General features: G+C 57.5%; 14 protein-coding genes and 1 riboswitch. Of the genes, 11 read left to right on the top strand and 3 right to left on the bottom strand.

Annotated elements, in window-relative coordinates:
- The first annotated feature begins 41 nt into the window (after positions 1-41).
- From leuA to leuD, 4 genes are read left to right on the top strand one after another with little or no spacing between them, the layout of a single operon-like run.
- Positions 42-1604, top strand: coding sequence for a 2-isopropylmalate synthase (leuA, locus tag CUN67_RS03235; protein WP_084872644.1), 1563 nt, complete (start codon positions 42-44; stop codon positions 1602-1604).
- A gap of 2 nt (positions 1605-1606) precedes the next feature.
- Complete coding sequence (gene leuB, locus CUN67_RS03230; protein ID WP_208713982.1) at positions 1607-2698, top strand: 3-isopropylmalate dehydrogenase; 1092 nt, start codon at positions 1607-1609, stop codon at positions 2696-2698.
- A gap of 4 nt (positions 2699-2702) precedes the next feature.
- Entirely contained in the window at positions 2703-4109 is a 1407-nt protein-coding gene (leuC, locus tag CUN67_RS03225; RefSeq protein WP_084872638.1) for a 3-isopropylmalate dehydratase large subunit, read from the top strand.
- Positions 4110-4112: 3 nt separating this feature from the next.
- Entirely contained in the window at positions 4113-4718 is a 606-nt protein-coding gene (gene leuD / locus CUN67_RS03220) for a 3-isopropylmalate dehydratase small subunit (protein ID WP_208713981.1), read from the top strand.
- Positions 4719-4800: 82 nt separating this feature from the next.
- On the opposite strand, the gene CUN67_RS03215 is transcribed toward leuD, so the two are convergent.
- A complete protein-coding gene (locus tag CUN67_RS03215) occupies positions 4801-5979 on the bottom strand; it encodes an MFS transporter (protein ID WP_208713980.1) in 1179 nt (392 codons plus the stop codon).
- Between the two features lie 258 nt (positions 5980-6237).
- On the opposite strand from CUN67_RS03215, the gene sgrR reads away from it, so the two are divergent.
- The 4 genes from sgrR to thiQ all read left to right on the top strand — a co-directional run bounded on the left by sgrR (position 6238) and on the right by thiQ (position 11337).
- Complete coding sequence (gene sgrR / locus CUN67_RS03210) at positions 6238-7899, top strand: HTH-type transcriptional regulator SgrR (RefSeq protein WP_208713979.1); 1662 nt, start codon at positions 6238-6240, stop codon at positions 7897-7899.
- Positions 7900-7934: 35 nt separating this feature from the next.
- Positions 7935-8032: riboswitch (TPP riboswitch) on the top strand.
- A gap of 47 nt (positions 8033-8079) precedes the next feature.
- Entirely contained in the window at positions 8080-9066 is a 987-nt protein-coding gene (gene thiB, locus CUN67_RS03205; RefSeq protein ID WP_208713978.1) for a thiamine ABC transporter substrate binding subunit, read from the top strand.
- A complete protein-coding gene (thiP, locus tag CUN67_RS03200; RefSeq protein ID WP_208713977.1) occupies positions 9042-10652 on the top strand; it encodes a thiamine/thiamine pyrophosphate ABC transporter permease ThiP in 1611 nt (536 codons plus the stop codon). Before thiB ends, thiP begins: the two co-directional genes overlap by 25 nt.
- On the top strand, positions 10636-11337 hold the full coding sequence (thiQ, locus tag CUN67_RS03195) for a thiamine ABC transporter ATP-binding protein ThiQ (protein WP_208713976.1): 702 nt from the start codon (positions 10636-10638) through the stop codon (positions 11335-11337). The genes thiP and thiQ overlap by 17 nt, the downstream gene beginning before the upstream one ends.
- Here the strand turns inward: thiQ and CUN67_RS03190 are convergent.
- Positions 11334-12098 carry a DedA family protein gene (locus CUN67_RS03190; RefSeq protein ID WP_208713975.1) on the bottom strand — a complete coding sequence of 255 codons (765 nt, stop codon included), beginning with the start codon at positions 12096-12098 and terminating at the stop codon, positions 11334-11336. The genes thiQ and CUN67_RS03190 overlap by 4 nt on opposite strands.
- A gap of 167 nt (positions 12099-12265) precedes the next feature.
- Between CUN67_RS03190 and polB the strand changes: the two genes are divergently transcribed.
- The 3 genes from polB (at position 12266) to rluA (ending at position 18377) form a co-directional block, all read left to right on the top strand.
- Positions 12266-14626 carry a DNA polymerase II gene (gene polB, locus CUN67_RS03185; RefSeq protein ID WP_208713974.1) on the top strand — a complete coding sequence of 787 codons (2361 nt, stop codon included), beginning with the start codon at positions 12266-12268 and terminating at the stop codon, positions 14624-14626.
- A 154-nt stretch (positions 14627-14780) separates the two neighbouring features.
- Positions 14781-17687 (top strand): RNA polymerase-associated protein RapA, encoded by a 2907-nt coding sequence (gene rapA, locus CUN67_RS03180; RefSeq protein WP_208713973.1) that lies wholly within the window; start codon positions 14781-14783, stop codon positions 17685-17687.
- A 30-nt stretch (positions 17688-17717) separates the two neighbouring features.
- Positions 17718-18377, top strand: coding sequence for a bifunctional tRNA pseudouridine(32) synthase/23S rRNA pseudouridine(746) synthase RluA (rluA, locus tag CUN67_RS03175; RefSeq protein ID WP_208717056.1), 660 nt, complete (start codon positions 17718-17720; stop codon positions 18375-18377).
- A 95-nt stretch (positions 18378-18472) separates the two neighbouring features.
- On the opposite strand, the gene djlA is transcribed toward rluA, so the two are convergent.
- Entirely contained in the window at positions 18473-19288 is an 816-nt protein-coding gene (gene djlA / locus CUN67_RS03170; RefSeq protein ID WP_208713972.1) for a co-chaperone DjlA, read from the bottom strand.
- Between the last annotated feature and the right edge of the window lie 66 nt (positions 19289-19354).

Raw genomic sequence — 19354 nt, 5'->3', positions numbered from 1 at the left:
GCTCGTAGCACCGGCGAAGTTAATGCATAAGGAAGATTACGATGAGCCAGCAAGTTATTATTTTCGATACCACTCTGCGTGATGGCGAGCAGGCATTACAGGCCAGCCTGAGTGTTAAAGAAAAACTGCAGATCGCCCTGGCGCTGGAACGTATGGGCGTGGACGTGATGGAAGTCGGTTTCCCGGTCTCCTCACCAGGCGATTTTGAATCGGTTCAAACCATCGCACGCACCATCAAAAACAGCCGCGTCTGCGGACTGGCACGTTGCGTTGAGAAGGATATCGATGCCGCTTACGAATCCCTGCGCGTCGCTGAAGCGTTCCGTATCCATACCTTTATCGCCACTTCGCCGATGCACATCGCCACCAAGTTGCGTAGCACGCTGCCCGAGGTGATTGAGCGCGCAGTGCATATGATCAAACGCGCCCGCAACTACACCAACGACGTAGAGTTCTCCTGCGAAGATGGTGGCCGCACGCCGATTGATGACCTGTGCCGTATGGTGGAAGCCGCGATCAACGCCGGTGCCACCACCATCAATATCCCGGATACCGTGGGTTACACCCTGCCACACGAGTACGCCAACATCATCAGCCAACTGGTGAATCGCGTACCGAATATCGATAAAGCCATCCTGTCCGTGCATACCCACGATGACCTGGGTATGGCCACCGGCAACGCCATTGCCGCCGTGATGGCAGGTGCACGCCAGGTTGAAGGTACGCTGAACGGCCTGGGTGAGCGTGCCGGTAACTGTGCGCTGGAAGAAGTGATCATGGCGATTAAAACCCGCCAGCAGATCATGAACGTGCACACCAATATCAAACATCAGGAAATCTACCGTACCAGCCAGACTGTCAGCCAGATCTGCAACATGCCGATCCCGGCTAACAAAGCGGTGGTCGGTTCCAACGCCTTCGCCCACTCCTCCGGTATCCATCAGGATGGTGTGCTGAAAAACCGCGAAAACTACGAAATTCTGACGCCGGAATCCATCGGCCTGCACAAAATCCAGCTCAACCTGACCTCGCGTTCTGGTCGCGCGGCGGTGAAACACCGTATGGAAGAGATGGGTTACAAAGAGACCGACTACAACCTGGATACCCTGTACGACGCGTTCCTGAAACTGGCTGATAAGAAAGGCCAGGTGTTTGATTACGATCTGGAAGCGCTGGCCTTCATCAACAAACAGAATGAAGAACCGGAACATTTCCAGTTGAAAGAATTCAACGTGCAGACCGGTTCCAGCGTCACGGCTACCGCGTCAGTACAGCTGGGCTGCGGCGAAGAAACCAAAGCTGACGCCGCCACCGGCAACGGCCCGGTCGATGCCGTCTACCAGGCGATTAACCGTATCACCGGTTTTGAAGCTGAACTGGTGAACTACAAGCTCACGGCTAAAGGCCACGGCGAGAACGCGCTGGGTCAGGTCGATATCGTGGTGAACTACAACAATCGCAAATTCCACGGCGTGGGTCTGGCGACCGATATCGTCGAATCTTCCGCTAAAGCGATGGTGAACGCCCTGAACAATATCTGGCGTGCTAAGCAGGTGGAAAAAGAATTGCAGCGTAAATTTAAAGAACAGAAGGAAACGGTGTAACTATGACTAAGTCTTTTCATATCGCAGTCATGCCGGGCGACGGAATCGGCCCGGAAGTGATGGCGCAGGCCATGAAAGTCCTGGACGCGATTCGCACGCGTTTCGACATGCGTATCACCACCAGCGAATATGATGTGGGCGGTATCGCTATCGATCGTCATGGCGAACCGCTGCCACCCGCATCCGTTGCGGGTGCCGAGCAGGCCGATGCCATCCTGTTTGGTTCAGTTGGCGGCCCGAAATGGGAACACCTGCCTCCTGCGCAGCAGCCAGAGCGCGGTGCGCTGCTGCCGCTGCGTAAACACTTCAAACTGTTCAGCAACCTGCGTCCGGCTGCGCTGTATAAAGGCCTGGAAACATTTTGCCCGTTACGTAGCGACATCGCCGCACGCGGTTTCGACATCCTGTGTGTTCGCGAACTGACTGGCGGCATCTACTTCGGTCAGCCAAAAGGCCGCGAAGGCAGCGGTCCGCATGAGCGCGCATTCGACACCGAGGTGTATCACCGTTTTGAGATCGAACGTATTGCCCGCATTGCCTTTGAATCTGCGCGCAAACGTCGCAACAAGGTGACGTCGGTCGATAAAGCCAACGTGTTGCAGACTTCAGTGATGTGGCGCGAGATCGTCAATGAAGTGGCGAAGGATTACCCGGATGTGCAGCTGAGCCATATGTACATCGACAACGCCACCATGCAGCTGATTAAAGATCCCTCACAGTTTGACGTGCTGCTGTGTTCTAACCTGTTTGGCGACATCCTGTCGGATGAATGCGCCATGATCACCGGTTCCATGGGCATGCTGCCGTCAGCCAGTCTGAACGAAGAAGGCTTCGGTCTGTACGAGCCAGCGGGCGGTTCCGCGCCAGATATCGCCGGTCAGAACATTGCTAACCCGGTTGCTCAGATCCTCTCGTTGTCCCTGCTGCTGCGCTATAGCCTGAATGCCGCTGAGGCTGCCGACAGCATTGAGCGCGCCATCAACCGCGCGCTGGAAGCGGGTCATCGCACCCGTGATTTGGCCGGTGACGGCCAATCCGTGAGCACCGATGAAATGGGCAGCATCATTGCCCGTTTCATCACCGAGGAAAAATAAAAAAATGAAAAGCTTATACCAGAAGTTATTTGATGCACATGTCGTCCACGAAGCACCGAATGAAACCCCGTTACTGTATATCGATCGTCATTTGATCCATGAAGTCACCTCACCGCAGGCCTTTGATGGCCTGCGCGCTCACGGCCGCAAAGTGCGTCAGCCGTCGAAGACGTTCGCGACCATGGACCACAACGTTTCTACCCAGACCAAAGACATCAACGCCTCGGGCGAGATGGCGCGCATTCAGATGCAGGAGCTGATCAAGAACTGTGCTGAATTCGGTATCCAGCTGTATGACCTGAACCACCCGTTCCAGGGCATCGTGCATGTGATTGGTCCTGAGCAGGGTATGACGCTGCCGGGTATGACGATTGTCTGTGGTGACTCGCACACCGCTACCCACGGTGCCTTTGGTTCACTGGCGTTTGGTATCGGGACGTCCGAAGTAGAGCATGTGTTTGCCACTCAGACCCTGAAACAGGGTCGTGCCAAAACCATGAAGATTGAAGTGCTGGGCGAAGCGGCGCCGGGCATCACCGCGAAAGACATCGTGCTGGCGATTATCGGTAAAACCGGCAGCGCCGGTGGTACCGGACATGTAGTGGAATTCTGTGGCCCGGCGATTGAAGCGCTGACCATGGAAGGCCGCATGACGCTGTGCAACATGGCGATTGAAATGGGTGCCAAAGCGGGCCTGGTTGCGCCGGATGACACCACCTTTAATTACCTGAAAGACAAACAGTTCGCACCGAAAGGCGAGCAATGGGATCAGGCCGTTGCCTACTGGCGTACCCTGAAATCCGACAGCGACGCGAAATTCGACGCCGTGGTCACCCTGAATGCGGCCGATATCGCGCCGCAGGTCACCTGGGGCACCAACCCGGGTCAGGTGATGGCGGTCGATCAGGCCATCCCGAATCCGGCTTCTTTCGCCGATCCGGTTGAACGCGCCTCTGCCGAGAAAGCGCTGGCGTATATGGATCTGCAACCTGGCATCAAACTGACTGACGTGGCTATCGACAAAGTCTTTATCGGTTCCTGCACCAACTCACGTATTGAAGACCTGCGTGCCGCAGCGGCTATCGCCAAAGGACGCCATGTGGCTCCGGGTGTGGTGGCAATGGTGGTGCCGGGTTCTGGTCCGGTGAAAGCACAGGCGGAAGCGGAAGGTCTGGATAAGATTTTCCTCGAAGCCGGTTTTGAATGGCGTCTGCCGGGCTGCTCCATGTGTCTGGCGATGAACAATGACCGTCTGAACCCCGGCGAGCGTTGTGCCTCAACCAGTAACCGTAACTTTGAAGGTCGTCAGGGCCGTGGTGGACGTACCCACCTGGTCAGCCCGGCGATGGCCGCGGCGGCGGCGGTCACGGGCCGTTTTGCCGATATTCGTGAACTGACTCAGGGAGCTTAAACCATGGCGAAGAAATTTACCCAGCACACCGGGATTGTCGCACCGCTGGATGCAGCGAATGTCGATACCGATGCCATCATTCCGAAGCAGTTCCTGCAAAAAGTGACCCGCACCGGTTTTGGCGCGCACCTGTTCCACGACTGGCGCTTCGATGACGATGCCGGTACCGTGCCGACGGCCAGCTTTGTTTTGAACAAGCCGGAATACAAAGGCACCAGCATTTTGCTGGCGCGTGAAAACTTTGGCTGTGGCTCCTCGCGTGAACACGCCCCGTGGGCACTGACCGATTTCGGTTTCCAGGTGGTGATTGCGCCGAGCTTCGCCGACATCTTCTATGGCAACAGCTTCAACAACCAGCTGCTGCCGGTGAAGCTGAGCGATGAAGAAGTAGATGAGATGTTTAAGCTGGTTGCCAGCCATCCGGGCGTCAGCTTTACCGTTGACCTGGAAGCCCAGACCGTGACCGCCGGTGACAAAAGCTATAGCTTTGAAATCGACAGCTTCCGCCGTCACTGCATGATCAATGGCCTCGATAGCATCGGCCTGACGCTGCAACACGAAGCGTCAATCAGCAACTATGAGACGAACCAACCGGCGTTTTTACGTTAAAAACGATGCGCAATAAATTGCGCCGCTACAATCCGGTCGTAGCGGCGCGATTTATCGCGCAGGTTTTAAGGTTTTACATCGTTTATACATCCCGCACGCGCGACGTCAGTCCCAGCGCCAGCACCGCCAACCCCAACGCCAGCCAGTACACCGACTCATGCCCGAAGCGTTCGCTTAACGATCCCTGAATCACCCCCGCCACGATCATGCCGGTGGAAATCGAGGTGGTAAACATGGTGGTCGCCGCTCCGGCGCGTCCCGGCATCAGATCCTGAAACCAGAGCATGCCAATCCCGGCAACAATGCCGATAAACGCCGCGTTGAACAGCTGCAACACCATCAGCGCCGTGCGTGAATGGAACAGCCCCAGCCCAAGGTAAAACAGCACGGCAGCCACCAGCGCCAGCTGCACCAGACGGCGTTTACCATAACGGCGCGCATAATGTCCGGCCAGCAGCATAATCGGGATCTCTAGCCCTGCTGCTGTCCCCATCAGCAAACCCGCCAGCTTTTCCGGCAGGCCGAGCGTGGAGCTGATATACAGCGGCATATCAATGATATACATCACGTTGCAGGTCCACATAATCACCGAAGCGATAAACAGCAGGCGCACCTGGCTATCCTTCCACGGACTCAGCTGCGTCAGCACCTGCTCGGGGGAAGCCGCAACGCGTGGTACTGATGGCAAGGTACGCCAGATCAGCACGGTACTGAGCAAAAAAATCACCGCCGCCACACTAAATAAGGTGATGAAACCGTAATTCAGCGCCAGCGCGAAGGATAACGGCGGCCCGATCACCCATGCCAGCGACAGCTGCGCACGCATCACCGAACTGAACATCACCACTTCGCGCGCCGAATGGTCGGCATACTCACGCGCCAGCGCAAATATCTGTGGTACCGCCACGCTGGCCAGCGCTGACAGCAGCACGCCCAGTGTAATCAGCGTCAGATAATGACGGCTGAAGGCAAACAGCACTGAATTCGCTACCGCCATCAGGCAGCAAAACAGGATCAGTTTGCGGCGATCGCCGTGACTATCGGATCGTTTCGCCACCAGCAGGCTGATGACGATGCCCGCGATAGCGTTGACGGTAAAAAACAGCCCGACCCAGAACGGGCGCACCTGTACCTCACGCGTCAGAAACAGGCTCAGCGTGGGGGCCTGTAACGCTCCGGCCACGCCAGTCATAAATGAGACGGCCATAAAAGCCAGATAAACCGGGTTGAGGCGACGTTGACGCGTTAACAGCGATTTCATGGTGAAATCCCTTTGCGGAAGAAAAGCGGAGAACCAAAAAAAGAGGGTAGAAGATTCCACAGCAAAACGAAAAAAGCCAGCAGAGAAAACACTGCTGGCGGTGAAATTGCACCCTACTCAGAAAAGGTTCCACGTCGGCGGAACCACTGTCAGAGCGCCATTCATGACTGAATGCCTCCCGCTCTTCCAATGAGGTCTACTATGCCTCTAATATAGGGCAGAAAAAACTGAGCGATTATGCGCTGGAGTTCCCCTTTTATGTCTTCTTCGCGACTACAACAGCAATTTATCCGCCTGTGGCAAAGCTGCCAGGGCCAGGATCAGGAAACCACCCTGAGCGAACTGGCGGAGCTGTTGCACTGCTCGCGCCGCCATATGCGTAACCTGCTGAATGCCATGCAGGCTGCGGGCTGGCTCATCTGGCAGGCCGAAGCGGGCCGCGGCAAACGTTCCACGCTGAGCTTCTGCTACACCGGGCTGGCGCTACAACAGCAGCGTGCGGAGGATTTGCTGGAGCAGGATCGTATTGATCAACTGGTACAACTGGTCGGTGACAAAAATCAGGTACGTCAGATGATTGCCGCCCATCTGGGCCGCAGCTTTCGCCAGGGCAAACATATTCTGCGCGTACTTTACTATCGCCCGCTGCCGAATTTGCTGCCGGGTTCACCGCTGCGGCGCTCGGAAACCCATCTGGCACGACAAATTTTCAGCGGTCTGACGCGCATAAATGAGGAAAAGGGGGAAATCGAACCTGATATCGCTCATCACTGGCAACAAACGTCACCGCTGCACTGGCGCTTCTTTCTGCGTCCGGCCATTCGCTTTCATCATGGTCGTGAACTGGAAATGGAAGACGTCATCAGTTCGCTGGAGCGTCTGCGCAGCCAGCCGCTGTTCTCCCATATCGCCAGACTGCACTCCCCGGCCCCCTGGACGCTGGATATTCAGCTGACGCAGCCCGATAACTGGCTGCCGTGGCTACTCGGCAGCGTCAGCGCGATGATCCTGCCGCGCGAATGGCAAACCCTGCGTGGTTTCGCGCGCCAGCCAATCGGCACCGGTCCCTATAGCGTGGTACGCAATCAACAGAGCCAGCTGAAAATCGCCGCCTTTGATGACTACTTCGGTTACCGCGCGTTAATTGATGATGTCTCCATCTGGGTACTGCCGGAGATCAGTGATGAGCTGGTGTATGCCGGGGTGAAGTTACAAGGCGAAACCGCTGATGAGAAATCGGAAGAGAGCCGTCTGGAAGAAGGCTGCTATTTTCTGTTGTATGACCAGCGCTCAGAACAGGGCCGCGATGCGCATTTCCGCCGCTGGGTCAGCTACCTGCTCAATCCTATCGCCCTGCTGAATAACGCGGGCATCGGTTATCAGCGCTACTGGTTCCCGGCTTATGGTTTATTACCACGCTGGCATCATCGTCGCGATCTGACGGCGGTCAACAAGCCGGATAACCTGAAGCAACTCACCATCAGCTGGTACAGCCACCATGTGGAACATGAAGGTATCGCCAACGCCTTACGCCCATTGCTGGCGCAACAGGGCGTGGAGCTGATCACCCGTGAGCTGAGCTACGAAGCATGGTTTAACGGTGAAGGTGCAAGCGACATCTGGCTTGGCAGCGTCAACTTCACCCTGCCGCTCGATTACTCGCTGTTCGCCCAGTTGTACGAGCTGCCGCTGATGCAACTGTGTATCCCGATTGACTGGGAAAATGCGGCCACACGCTGGCGCGAAAAAACGCTGCCGCTCGCAGAATGGAGTAAGCAACTGGTGGATAGTGATTATCTGCACCCGCTGTTTCACCACTGGCTGTTGCTGGAAGGTCAGCGCAGTATGCGTGGCGTGCGCATGAATACGCTCGGCTGGTTTGACTTCAAATCCGCCTGGTTTGCCCCGCCGGAACTGTGAACCTTTCACCCTGACGCGGAAATGTCTAGAATGTGCCGTTCTCAACGGGGTGCCCTGCATTACAGGGGCTGAGAGAGACCCGTCGAACCTGATCCGGTTAATACCGGCGTAGGGATTTGAGATGCCTCACCACTCAGATCCTTTGCGACTCAACCTTATCTTCTCCTCAAGGAGCGCAAAGTGTTAAACAAAGTTCTGCCCGTGCTGTTGCTGGTCTCTGCCCCGGTACTGGCTGCCAAACCGGTACTTACCGTCTACACCTACGACTCATTCTCCGCTGACTGGGGCCCAGGCCCGGCAGTGAAAAAAGCCTTTGAAGCCCAGTGCGGCTGCGAACTGAAATACGTGGCGCTGGAAGATGGCGTATCGCTGCTCAACCGCGTGCGGATGGAAGGCAAGAACAGCAAGGCGGATGTGGTGCTGGGCCTTGATAACAACCTGGTGCAGGCCGCAGAAAAAACCGGGCTGTTTGCCAAAAGCCCGGTGGATACCCACGCGCTCCAGCTGCCAGGTGGCTGGCATAACGACACCTTTATCCCGTTCGACTACGGTTACTTCGCCTTCGTCTACGACAAAAACAAACTGAAAAACCCACCCAAAAGCCTGAAGGAACTGGTCGAAAGCCCGGAAAAATGGCGCGTTATCTATGAAGATCCGCGCACCAGCACCCCTGGCCTCGGCCTGCTGCTGTGGATGCAAAAAGTCTATGGCGACCAGGCGCCGGATGCCTGGCAGAAGCTGGCGCAGAAAACCGTCACCGTCACCAAAGGCTGGAGTGAGGCCTATGGGTTGTTCCTGAAGGGAGAAGGTGATCTGGTGCTGAGTTACACCACTTCACCGGCTTATCACATCATTGAAGAGAAGAAAGAGAATTACGCCGCTGCGCCGTTTAGCGAAGGCCATTATTTGCAGGTTGAAGTGGCGGCGCAGCTGGCCAGCAGCAAACAACCGAAACTGGCGCAGGAATTTATGCAGTTTATGGTGTCCCCGGCCTTCCAGCAGACCATCCCGACCGGCAACTGGATGTATCCGGTGATCAAAAGCGACCTGCCTGCCGGTTATCAGGCGCTCAACGTGCCGCAAACTGCGTTGCAATATAGTCCGGCGGAAGTCGCCGACCATCGTGCAGCCTGGGTAGCCGCATGGCAACGCGCCGTCAGCCGTTAATTCCCGGCTGGCTGCTGCCCGGCAGTTTCACTGCGCTGCTGCTGTGCGCAGTGGCGCTGCTGGCGTTGGGTGCGCTGCTGATGTCAGCCCCCATCGGCGACTGGCGCGCCCTGCTCGCCGATGACTATCTGCATCATGTGCTGGCTTTCTCCTTCTGGCAGGCGCTGCTGTCAGCGCTGTTTTCGGTCCTCCCGGCTATCCCGCTGGCGCGCGCCCTGTATCGACGCCGCTTTCCGGGTCGAGAACTGTTGCTGCGTCTGTGCGCCATGACGCTGGTGCTACCGGTGCTGGTGGCGGTATTTGGCCTGCTCAGCGTCTATGGCCGCAGCGGCTGGCTGGCGCAGCTGTGCGCTGCGCTGGGCCTCCACTATCACTTCTCGCCTTATGGGTTACAGGGCATTCTGCTGGCACACGTATTCTTCAATCTGCCGCTGGCGACGCGCATGTTGTTACAGGCGCTGGAAAGTATTCCCGGCGAACAACGCCAGCTGGCGGCGCAGCTTGGCCTGCGCGGCTGGAATCTGTTTCGTCTGCTGGAGTGGCCGTGGCTGCGGCGGCAAATTTTCCCCACTGCCGCCCTGATTTTTATGCTGTGTTTTGCCAGTTTTGCTACCGTGCTGGCGCTGGGTGGCGGTCCGCAGGCGACCACGCTGGAGCTGGCCATTTATCAGGCATTAAATTTTGACTACGATCCCGGACGCGCGGCGCTGCTGGCGCTACTCCAGCTCGGTTGCTGCCTGCTGCTGGTGTTGCTGAGCCAGCGCTTCAGCAAAGCGATTCCCGCCGGAAGCCAGCAAATACGCGGCTGGCGCGATCCCGCCGATAGCTGGCGCGCCCGTATCAGCGACAGCCTGTTAATTGGTATTGCCCTGCTGCTGCTGCTCCCTCCGCTGCTGGCAGTGGTGGCAGATGGTCTGCGCGGCGGCGTGGCCGGAGCGATGCAGCAACCAGCCCTATGGCAGGCCACCTTTACTTCATTGCGCATTGCCGTCGGCGCTGGCGTGCTGTGTGTCATCCTGACATTGATGCTGCTGTGGAGCAGCCGTGAGCTGCGTCTGCGCCACAACAGCGTGGCGGCGCAGGCGATGGAACTGAGCGGCATGCTGATTCTGGCGATGCCGGGTATTGTGCTGGCCAGCGGCTTTTTCCTGTTATTCAACGCCACCGTCGGCCTGCCGCAATCCGCCGATGGGCTGGTTGTCTTCACCAATGCGCTGATCGCCATTCCCTATGCCATGAAAGTGCTGGAGAACCCAATGCGCGATCTTAGCGCGCGTTACAATCAGTTGTGCGCCTCACTCGGGGTACAGGGGCTGAACCGCCTGCGTCTGATTGAACTGCGCGCGCTGAAACGCCCACTGGCTCAGGCGCTGGCGTTTGCCTGCGTGCTGTCGATTGGTGATTTTGGCGTGGTGGCACTCTTTGGCAGCGCGGATTTCCGCACGCTGCCGTTCTACCTGTTCCAGCAAATTGGTGCCTATCGCGGCGATGATGGCGCGGTAACCGCCCTGCTGTTGCTGGTGCTATGCCTGCTTTTGTTTACCCTGATGGAAAAATTACCGGGTCGTCATGCTGACACTGAATAACCTCACTTACCTGTACCAGCATTTGCCGATGCGCTTTCAGTTCAGCGCGCAGCCTGGTGAACGGCTGGCAATCCTCGGCCCCAGCGGAGCCGGGAAAAGTACCCTGCTCAGCCTGATTGGCGGGTTTCTGCCTGTCAGCAGCGGCACCCTGCTGCTGAAGGGTGAGGATCATACCCATAGCGTGCCTGCCGCGCGTCCGGTATCGATGCTGTTTCAGGAGAACAACCTGTTTCCGCATCTGACCGTGCAACAAAATCTCGGGCTGGGCCTGCATCCCGGCCTGAAACTCAGCAACGACCAAAAGCAGCAGGTGAGCGACATCGCCGCGCAAACCGGACTCGGCGAGATGCTCGACCGTCTGCCGGGGCAACTCTCTGGCGGCCAGCGGCAACGCGTGGCGCTGGCGCGCTGTCTGCTGCGTAATCAGCCGATTTTGTTGCTGGATGAACCCTTCTCGGCGCTGGATCCGGCGCTGCGCAATGAGATGCTGCAACTGGTACGCAGCGTGTGTGAAGCACGCAATATCACGCTGCTGATGGTGTCGCATAGCCTGGAAGATGCGCAGCAAATTGCGCCGCGTAGTCTGGTGGTGGTCGATGGGCGGGTGTACTGGGATGGCAGCACCGCAGACCTGCTTAACGGCAGCAGTCCGGCGGCGGCCATCCTCGGCGTAGCACAACCTTAGGTGAAGAACACCTTCCACAGCAGATGGCGGAAGATGGGCATCATCGGATGGAACTGAATCGCGATAAACGCCGCCAGCCCGATCAGCGCGGCGAGCGGTGCCAGCCAGCGCAGGCGCGCCACAGGCAGATACTTCGTGGCCCAGTCGACAGATTTACCGCTGCGCCACCAACGCCAGCACAGCCAGAAGCCCAGCCACACCAGCAGCGCCACCAGCAATAACAGCCAGGTAAAGTGACCGCCCTGGCTCGCTTTAGGTACATCAATCGCCACCCCGGCCAGAATACCCGGCATCAGGTAGGCGGGCGGCCACAGGATGCAGCCGATAATATTGGGCGGCAGAAACTTGCGCACCGGCAGCTCCAGCATCCCCGCCGCCAGCGGGATCAGCGGACGCGTCGGCCCGACAAAGCGGCCTACCAGGATGGTAAACATGCTGTGCTGATGCAGCGCGTGCTCGGTTTTATCCAGCAGCCCACGGTATTTTTGCAGATATTTCCAGCGATGCAGCGGCCCCTGAAATTTCCAGCCAATGCCATAGGAAACCCAGTCACCGATCAGACAACCGACCAGACCAGCGGCCCAGGCGGGATAGAGACCAATCTGGCCGCTCCCTACCAGCGCGCCCAGACTTGCCATTAAAACCGTGCCCGGCAGTAACAATCCTACGAAGGCCAGTGACTCCAGAAAGGTCACCAGCGCCACAGCAAACAGCGCCCATTCCAGAGATTGCGTAAAGAGATGTTGTACCCAGGCTTCCATAAATATCCTCTGCGGAATATGAAGGCTGGATTGTCCAGAGCCAGCGCCACAGCGTCAAGGCAAGATTTGTACATCAATGTTGACATTATGCTGACAGTTTAAGCAAGCAACAGACACTGTATAAACATCCATGGTACACTTAAGGGGTATTCATACCCGGAGTGACCGTGACCGATCCACGCGCAGGTTTTCTGCTTTCCCGACACTGGCGAGACACCCCCACTGGCAGCGAAGTGGTGCTATGGCTGGCTACCGACCTTGGCGCACAGCGCGTGGTTCTGCCCGCTCAGGAGTCGGTCGCCTTTGTGCCGAGCGAGTTTCAACCCCAGGTTGAAGCGCTACTGCGTGATGAGCGCAATACCCGCCTGCAATCCCTGACGCTGAAAGATTTCCGTCGCCGTCCGGTGCTGGGCCTCTATTGTCGCAGCTACCGCCAGTTGCAGAATCTGGAGAAACGCCTGCGGGAAAACGGCATCCCGGTCTATGAGGCCGATATTCGCCCGCCGGAGCGCTACCTGATGGAGCGCTTTATCACCGCGCCGGTCTGGTTCAGCGGTGATGTGCGTGGCGACAGCGTGGTGAATACGCGCCTGAAACCCCATCCCGACTATCGACCGCAGCTTTCCTGGGTGTCGCTGGATATTGAAACCACCGAGCATGGCGAGCTGTACTGCATCGGGTTAGAGGGCTGCGGCCAGCGTCAGGTGTTTATGCTCGGCCCGCCGAACGGGGATGCCAGCCAGCTTGATTTTGAACTGATTTATGTCGAAAGCCGCCCGAAGCTGCTGGAGCAGCTGAACGCCTGGTTTGCCCGCCATGAGCCGGATGTGATCATTGGCTGGAACCTGGTGCAGTTCGATCTGCGCGTGCTGCAAAAGCATGCCGATCGCTACGGCATCCCGTTACGTCTGGGCCGCCAGCAACAGGCGCTGGAGTGGCGCGAGCACGGTTTCAAACCGGGCGTGTTCTTTGCCCAGGCGACAGGCCGCCTGATTATTGATGGTATCGAGGCGTTAAAATCGGCCTTCTGGGATTTCCCTTCTTTCAGCCTCGAAGCGGTATCGCGTGAGTTACTCGGTGAGGGCAAAGCCATCGACAACCCATGGCAGCGCATGGAGGAGATCAACTGGCGCTTCGCCCATGATAAACCGGCGCTGGCACGCTATAACCTGAAAGATTGCGAGCTGGTGACGCGTATTTTCCAGCATACCGCCATCATGCCGTTTCTGCTGGAGCGCGCCACCGTTAACGGGCTGGCGGTGGATCGCCACGGCGGCTCGGTGGCGGCTTTCGGCCATCTGTATATTCCACGTATGCATCGCGCCGGGTTCGTTGCGCCCAATCTCGGTGAAGTCACCCCTGAAGCCAGCCCCGGCGGCTATGTGATGGACTCTCGCCCCGGTCTGTATGATTCGGTGCTGGTGCTGGATTACAAAAGCCTCTATCCGTCGATTATCCGTACCTTCCTGATCGATCCGGTTGGGCTGGTGGAAGGCCTGGCGCACCCCGATGATGCCGATTCAGTGCCCGGCTTTCGCGGCGCACGCTTTTCCCGTCACACCCACTGTCTGCCAGCGATTGTGGAACAGATCTGGCAGGGACGTGAGCAGGCCAAGCGTCAGCACAATAAGCCGCTGTCGCAGGCGCTGAAAATTATCATGAACGCTTTTTATGGCGTGCTGGGCACCAGCGCCTGTCGCTTTTTCGATCCGCGTCTTGCGTCATCCATCACCCTGCGCGGCCACGCCATTATGCAGCAAACGCGCGAGCTGATTGAGGCCGAGGGCTATGACGTGATTTATGGCGATACCGATTCCACCTTTGTCTGGCTGAAAGGCGCGCACAGCGAGGAGCAGGCCGCCGCGATTGGTCGTCAGCTGGCCGATCACGTCAATGGCTGGTGGAAGAACCATTTGCAGCAGACCTACGCTCTCGACAGCGCACTGGAGCTGGAGTACGAAAACCATTTCAGCCGTTTCCTAATGCCCACCATTCGCGGTGCCGAGCAGGGCAGCAAAAAACGTTATGCCGGATTGATTCGTTCTGCAGGGACGGAACGGCTGGTGTTTAAAGGGCTGGAATCGGTGCGGACCGACTGGACCCCGCTGGCGCAACAGTTCCAGCAAACGCTGTATGGCCGCATTTTTCGCGGCGAGCCCTGGCAGGATTATATTCGCGACACCGTGGCGCAGTTGCTGGCGGGTGAACTCGATGATTTGCTGGTCTATAAAAAACGTCTGCGCCGCCCGTTAAAAGATTATGAACGTAACGTGCCACCACACGTGCGCGCCGCCCGGCAGGCCGATGAGGTTAATCGCAAGTTAGGCCGTCCGTTGCAGTATCAAAATGGTGGCTCCATCCGCTATGTCATCGCCACCGCAGGCCCGGAGCCACTGGAGGCGCGCAGCACGCCGCTCGACTATGATCACTATGTGTCAAAGCAGCTACAACCGGTGGCTGAAGGCATTTTACCCTTCGTCGGCGATGATTTTGCTACACTGATTACCGGGCAGTTGGGGCTTTTTTGACAGGTGACGAATCCCCTGTCATCCAGTACCATAGCGCCCTTCCTGAATCTCACCGCATCGATGCCTTCCCAAACCCATCTTGTTTGGCGGGACTGCTTTGCCTGAGAGCAGGTGCACATCTTCATGACATGACAGAGAGTCGAGCAGAAAATATATGGTTTTTACACTGGGTCAACGCTGGATAAGTGATACGGAAAGTGAACTGGGACTGGGCACGGTAGTTGCGCTGGATACGCGCATGGTCACTCTGATGTTTCCGGCAACCGGCGAAAACCGCCTTTATGCCCGTAACGATTCTCCTGTTACCCGCGTTATCTTCAATCCGGGTGATACCGTCACCAGCCACGAAGGCTGGCAGATGCAGGTTGACGAAGTTCGCAACGAAAACGATTTAATCACCTATATCGGCACCCGCCTCGATACTGAAGAAGCTAACGTGGTGATGCGTGAAGTGATGCTCGACAGCAAACTGGTGTTCAGCAAGCCGCAGGACCGCCTGTTCGCCGGCCAGCTCGACCGTATGGACCGCTTTGCGCTGCGCTTCCGCGCCCGTAAATATCAGAGCGAGCAGTACAACCTGCCCATCAGCGGCCTGCGCGGCATGCGCACTAACCTGATTCCGCATCAGCTGCATATTGCACACGATGTCGGCCGTCGTCACGCGCCACGCGTACTGCTGGCCGATGAAGTGGGTCTGGGTAAAACCATTGAAGCCGGGATGATCATCCAGCAACAATTGCTGGCAGGTCGGGCTGAGCGCGTGCTGATTGTGGTGCCGGAAACCCTGCAACATCAGTGGCTGGTGGAAATGCTGCGTCGCTTCAACCTGCGCTTTGCGCTGTTTGATGACGGTCGCTATACCGAAGCCCAGCACGACAGCGATAACCCGTTCGATACCGAACAACTGATCATCTGCTCCCTCGATTTTGTGCGCCGTAACAAGCAGCGTCTGGAACAGCTGGCCGATGCCGCCTGGGATTTGCTGGTGGTGGATGAAGCGCACCATCTGGCGTGGAGCGAAGACGCACCGAGCCGCGAATATCAGGTGATTGAACAACTGGCGGAACAAACCCCAGGCGTACTGCTGCTGACCGCCACGCCGGAGCAGCTCGGCCTGGAAAGTCACTTTGCCCGTCTGCGCCTGCTCGATCCTAATCGCTTCCACGATTTCAGCCAGTTTGTCGCTGAGCAGCAGCACTATCGCCCGGTGGCGGATGCGGTCAGCACGCTGCTGGCCGACAAATCGATCTCCAAAGATGAGATGAACCTGATTAACGATCTGGTCGGTGAGCAGGATATCGAACCGTTGTTGCAGGTCGCGAACAGCGACCGTGAAGGCAAAGAAGACGCGCGTAAAGAGCTGATTTCGATGCTGATGGATCGTCATGGCACCAGCCGCGTGTTGTTCCGCAACACCCGTAATGGTGTCAAAGGGTTCCCGAAACGCGAACTGCACCAGATCCGTCTGCCACTGCCTGCGCAGTACCAGACAGCAATTAAAGTCTCCGGCATCATGGGCGCACGCAAAAGCGCGGAAGAACGCGCGCGTGACATGCTTTATCCGGAGCAAATTTACCAGGAATTTGAAGGTGATACCGGCACCTGGTGGAACTTCGATCCGCGCGTCGAGTGGCTGATGGGCTACCTCACCAGCAATCGCAAAGAGAAAGTGCTGGTGATTTGCGCCAAAGCGGCCACGGCGCTGCAACTGGAGCAGGTACTGCGCGAACGCGAAGGTATTCGTGCCGCGGTATTCCATGAAGGTCTGTCGATCATTGAACGCGACCGTGCTGCTGCCTGGTTTGCCTCGGAAGAAGATGGCGCGCAGGTGCTGCTGTGCTCGGAAATCGGTTCTGAAGGCCGCAACTTCCAGTTTGCCAGCCGTCTGGTGATGTTTGACCTGCCGTTCAACCCGGACCTGCTGGAGCAGCGTATTGGCCGCCTCGACCGTATCGGCCAGGCGCACGATATCCAGATTCTGGTGCCGTGGCTGGAAAAAACCGCCCAGGCGGTGCTGTTGCGCTGGTATCACGAAGGTCTGGATGCGTTTGAACACACCTGCCCTACCGGCCGCACCATCTACGACAGCGTTTACAACCAGCTGATTGAATACCTGGCTGCACCGGAAAACCCGCAGGGGCTGGATGAGTTTATCGCTGAGTGTCGCAAGCAGCATGACCAGCTGAAAACCCAGCTGGAACAGGGACGCGACCGCCTGCTGGAGCAAAACTCCAACGGGGGGGAGGCCGCCCAGGCGCTGGCCGACGCGATTGCCGAGCAGGATAACGATACCGGTCTGGTCAATTTTGCCCTTAACCTGTTCGATATCGTCGGTATCAATCAGGAAGATCGTAGCGATAACCTGATCGTGCTGACGCCGTCCGATCATATGCTGGTGCCGGATTTCCCTGGCCTGCCGGAGGATGGCTGCACCGTCACCTTCAACCGTAACCAGGCGCTCTCGCGCGAAGATACCCAGTTCATTACCTGGGAGCATCCGTTGATCCGCAACGGTCTGGATTTGATCCTTTCCGGCGATACCGGCAGCTGTGCGCTGTCGTTGCTGAAAAACAAAGCGTTGCCGGTCGGCACCCTGCTGGTTGAGATGATTTACGTGGTGGAAGCCCAGGCACCGAAACATCTGCAACTGACCCGCTTCCTGCCGCCCACGCCGGTTCGTCTGCTGATGGACCGTAGCGGCAACAATCTGGCGACCAGGGTGGAGTTCGAAAGCTTTAACCGCCAGCTGAACGCGGTGAATCGTCATACCGGCAGCAAACTGGTTAACGCCGTCCAGCAGGATGTGCATCAGATTCTGACGCTGGCCGAAAGCGCCGTGGTGCCGGAAGCCCAGGCAGTCATCGCCGCAGCAAAAGTGGAAGCCGATGAGAAGCTCAGTGCGGAGCTGTCACGTCTCGAAGCACTGCGTGCCGTCAACCCTAACATCCGTGATGATGAGGTTGAGGCACTGGAAAGCAACCGTCGCCAGGTGCTGGCAAGCCTCGGTGAAGCGGGCTGGCGTCTTGATGCGTTACGTCTGATTGTGGTGACGCACCAATAACTGAACGGGGCCGTCTGGCCCCTTACGGAACTGCTGATGGAACCTTATAACCCCCCGCTCGAACCCTGGCTGCATATCCTGTATCAGGACGACCACATTATGGTGGTCAACAAGCCGAGTGGTTTGCTGTCAGTGCCGGGCCGCCTCGATGAGCACAAAGACAGCGTGATGACGCGTATTCAGCGCGATTATCCACAGGCTGAATCGGTGCATCGTCTGGACATGGCCACCAGCGGCGTGATCGTGGTGGCGCTGAACAAAGCGGCGGAACGTGAGCTAAAGCGCCAGTTTCGTGAGCGCGAACCCGCCAAACAATATGTCGCACGCGTCTGGGGCCACCCGGCGCAGGAAAAGGGGTTGATCGATCTGCCGCTGATTTGCGACTGGCCGAATCGGCCAAAGCAGAAGGTGTGTTTCGAGACAGGTAAACCGGCCCAGACGGAATATCAGGTACTGGCGTATGACGCGGATAACAGCGCGCGCGTGGTGCTGAAGCCGATCACCGGACGCTCGCACCAGCTACGCGTGCATTTGCTGGCGCTGGGGCATCCGATTCTCGGTGACCGCTTCTATGCGCCACCAGAAGCGCTGGCGATGGCTCCGCGCCTGCTGCTGCATGCCGAGTCACTGACCATTACCCATCCGGCGTTTGGCAACAGCATGACGTTTCGGCAACCGGCGGATTTCTGACCGTTGTCGTAGCGGCGCGATTTATCGCGCGTTTCCGTGCATGTGGCGGGAAAAACCTGCGCGATAAATCGCGCCGCTACAGCAGGAAAAAGGATTTATTTAAATCCTTTTTCCTTACGAATCAGATCGTAAGCCGCCTGAATCTCCTGCGCTTTCTGCTTCGCCATCTCCATCATCTCCGGCGGCAGCCCTTTCGCCACCAGCTTATCCGGGTGATGTTCCGCCATCAGCTTGCGGTAAGCACGTTTGATGGTGGTGCTGTCGTCACTGCTTTTCACGCCCAGCACGCTACAGGCATCTTCCAGCGTCGGCCCGCGTTTGGCCTGCTGGAATCCCCCACCGCTGTAAGAAGAACCGCCACCGCCAAACTGCTGGCCGCCTTCCATCATGCGCAGGAACTGATCAAACTGCATCCGCGAGATGCCCAGTTCCTCGGCAATCACATACAACACCTGCCGTTCATTCGGGTGGAGTGAGCCATCGGCAAATGCCGCCTGGATCTGAATTTCCAGAAACATCCGAATCAGATCAAAACGACCAAAACAGGCGCTGCGCAGTTCACGTAATTTATTACGCAACGGATAGTCACCCTGCTTCCCTTCACGGAAAGCACGCTGCGCGGCAGTACGCGCATCGCCATGCAGCTGCATCCGGTCCATCAGTAAAGATGCAATCTGGATATCCGCTTCAGTGACGCGCCCTTTTGACTTGGTCAAATGGCCCATCACCTGAAAAGTGGTGCTAAAAAACAGTGTCTGGCGGGTCTGGTTGTTGGCGAAATAGCCTTGTCCCTGCACGCTGCGCACTTTATCAAACATATGGCCAATGACGAGACCCAGTACGATGCCCCAAAAGCCCAGTCCGGATAGCAAGCCCAGAGCCAGACCAATTACTTTTCCCCAGTAGCGCATAAACTCCTCAATTCGCCATGCTTGCGGCTGAAAATTGCATTATCATACCTGTCATTTATCTCAGCG

Origin of the sequence: Pantoea cypripedii (genome assembly GCF_011395035.1) — a bacterium.
Lineage (GTDB): Bacteria > Pseudomonadota > Gammaproteobacteria > Enterobacterales > Enterobacteriaceae > Pantoea > Pantoea cypripedii_A.
Note: the sequence above shows the minus strand (reverse complement) of the source record. Positions and strands in the feature narration are given on the sequence as shown.

Coding starts and splice junctions, on each gene's coding strand:
- sgrR (WP_208713979.1), top strand. CDS start 6,238: ATGTCTTCTTCGCGACTACAACAGCAATTTATCCGCCTGTGGCAAAGC.
- thiQ (WP_208713976.1), top strand. CDS start 10,636: ATGCTGACACTGAATAACCTCACTTACCTGTACCAGCATTTGCCGATG.
- leuB (WP_208713982.1), top strand. CDS start 1,607: ATGACTAAGTCTTTTCATATCGCAGTCATGCCGGGCGACGGAATCGGC.
- leuC (WP_084872638.1), top strand. CDS start 2,703: ATGAAAAGCTTATACCAGAAGTTATTTGATGCACATGTCGTCCACGAA.
- djlA (WP_208713972.1), bottom strand. CDS start 19,288: ATGCGCTACTGGGGAAAAGTAATTGGTCTGGCTCTGGGCTTGCTATCC.
- rapA (WP_208713973.1), top strand. CDS start 14,781: ATGGTTTTTACACTGGGTCAACGCTGGATAAGTGATACGGAAAGTGAA.
- thiP (WP_208713977.1), top strand. CDS start 9,042: ATGGCAACGCGCCGTCAGCCGTTAATTCCCGGCTGGCTGCTGCCCGGC.
- CUN67_RS03190 (WP_208713975.1), bottom strand. CDS start 12,098: ATGGAAGCCTGGGTACAACATCTCTTTACGCAATCTCTGGAATGGGCG.
- CUN67_RS03215 (WP_208713980.1), bottom strand. CDS start 5,979: ATGAAATCGCTGTTAACGCGTCAACGTCGCCTCAACCCGGTTTATCTG.
- leuD (WP_208713981.1), top strand. CDS start 4,113: ATGGCGAAGAAATTTACCCAGCACACCGGGATTGTCGCACCGCTGGAT.
- leuA (WP_084872644.1), top strand. CDS start 42: ATGAGCCAGCAAGTTATTATTTTCGATACCACTCTGCGTGATGGCGAG.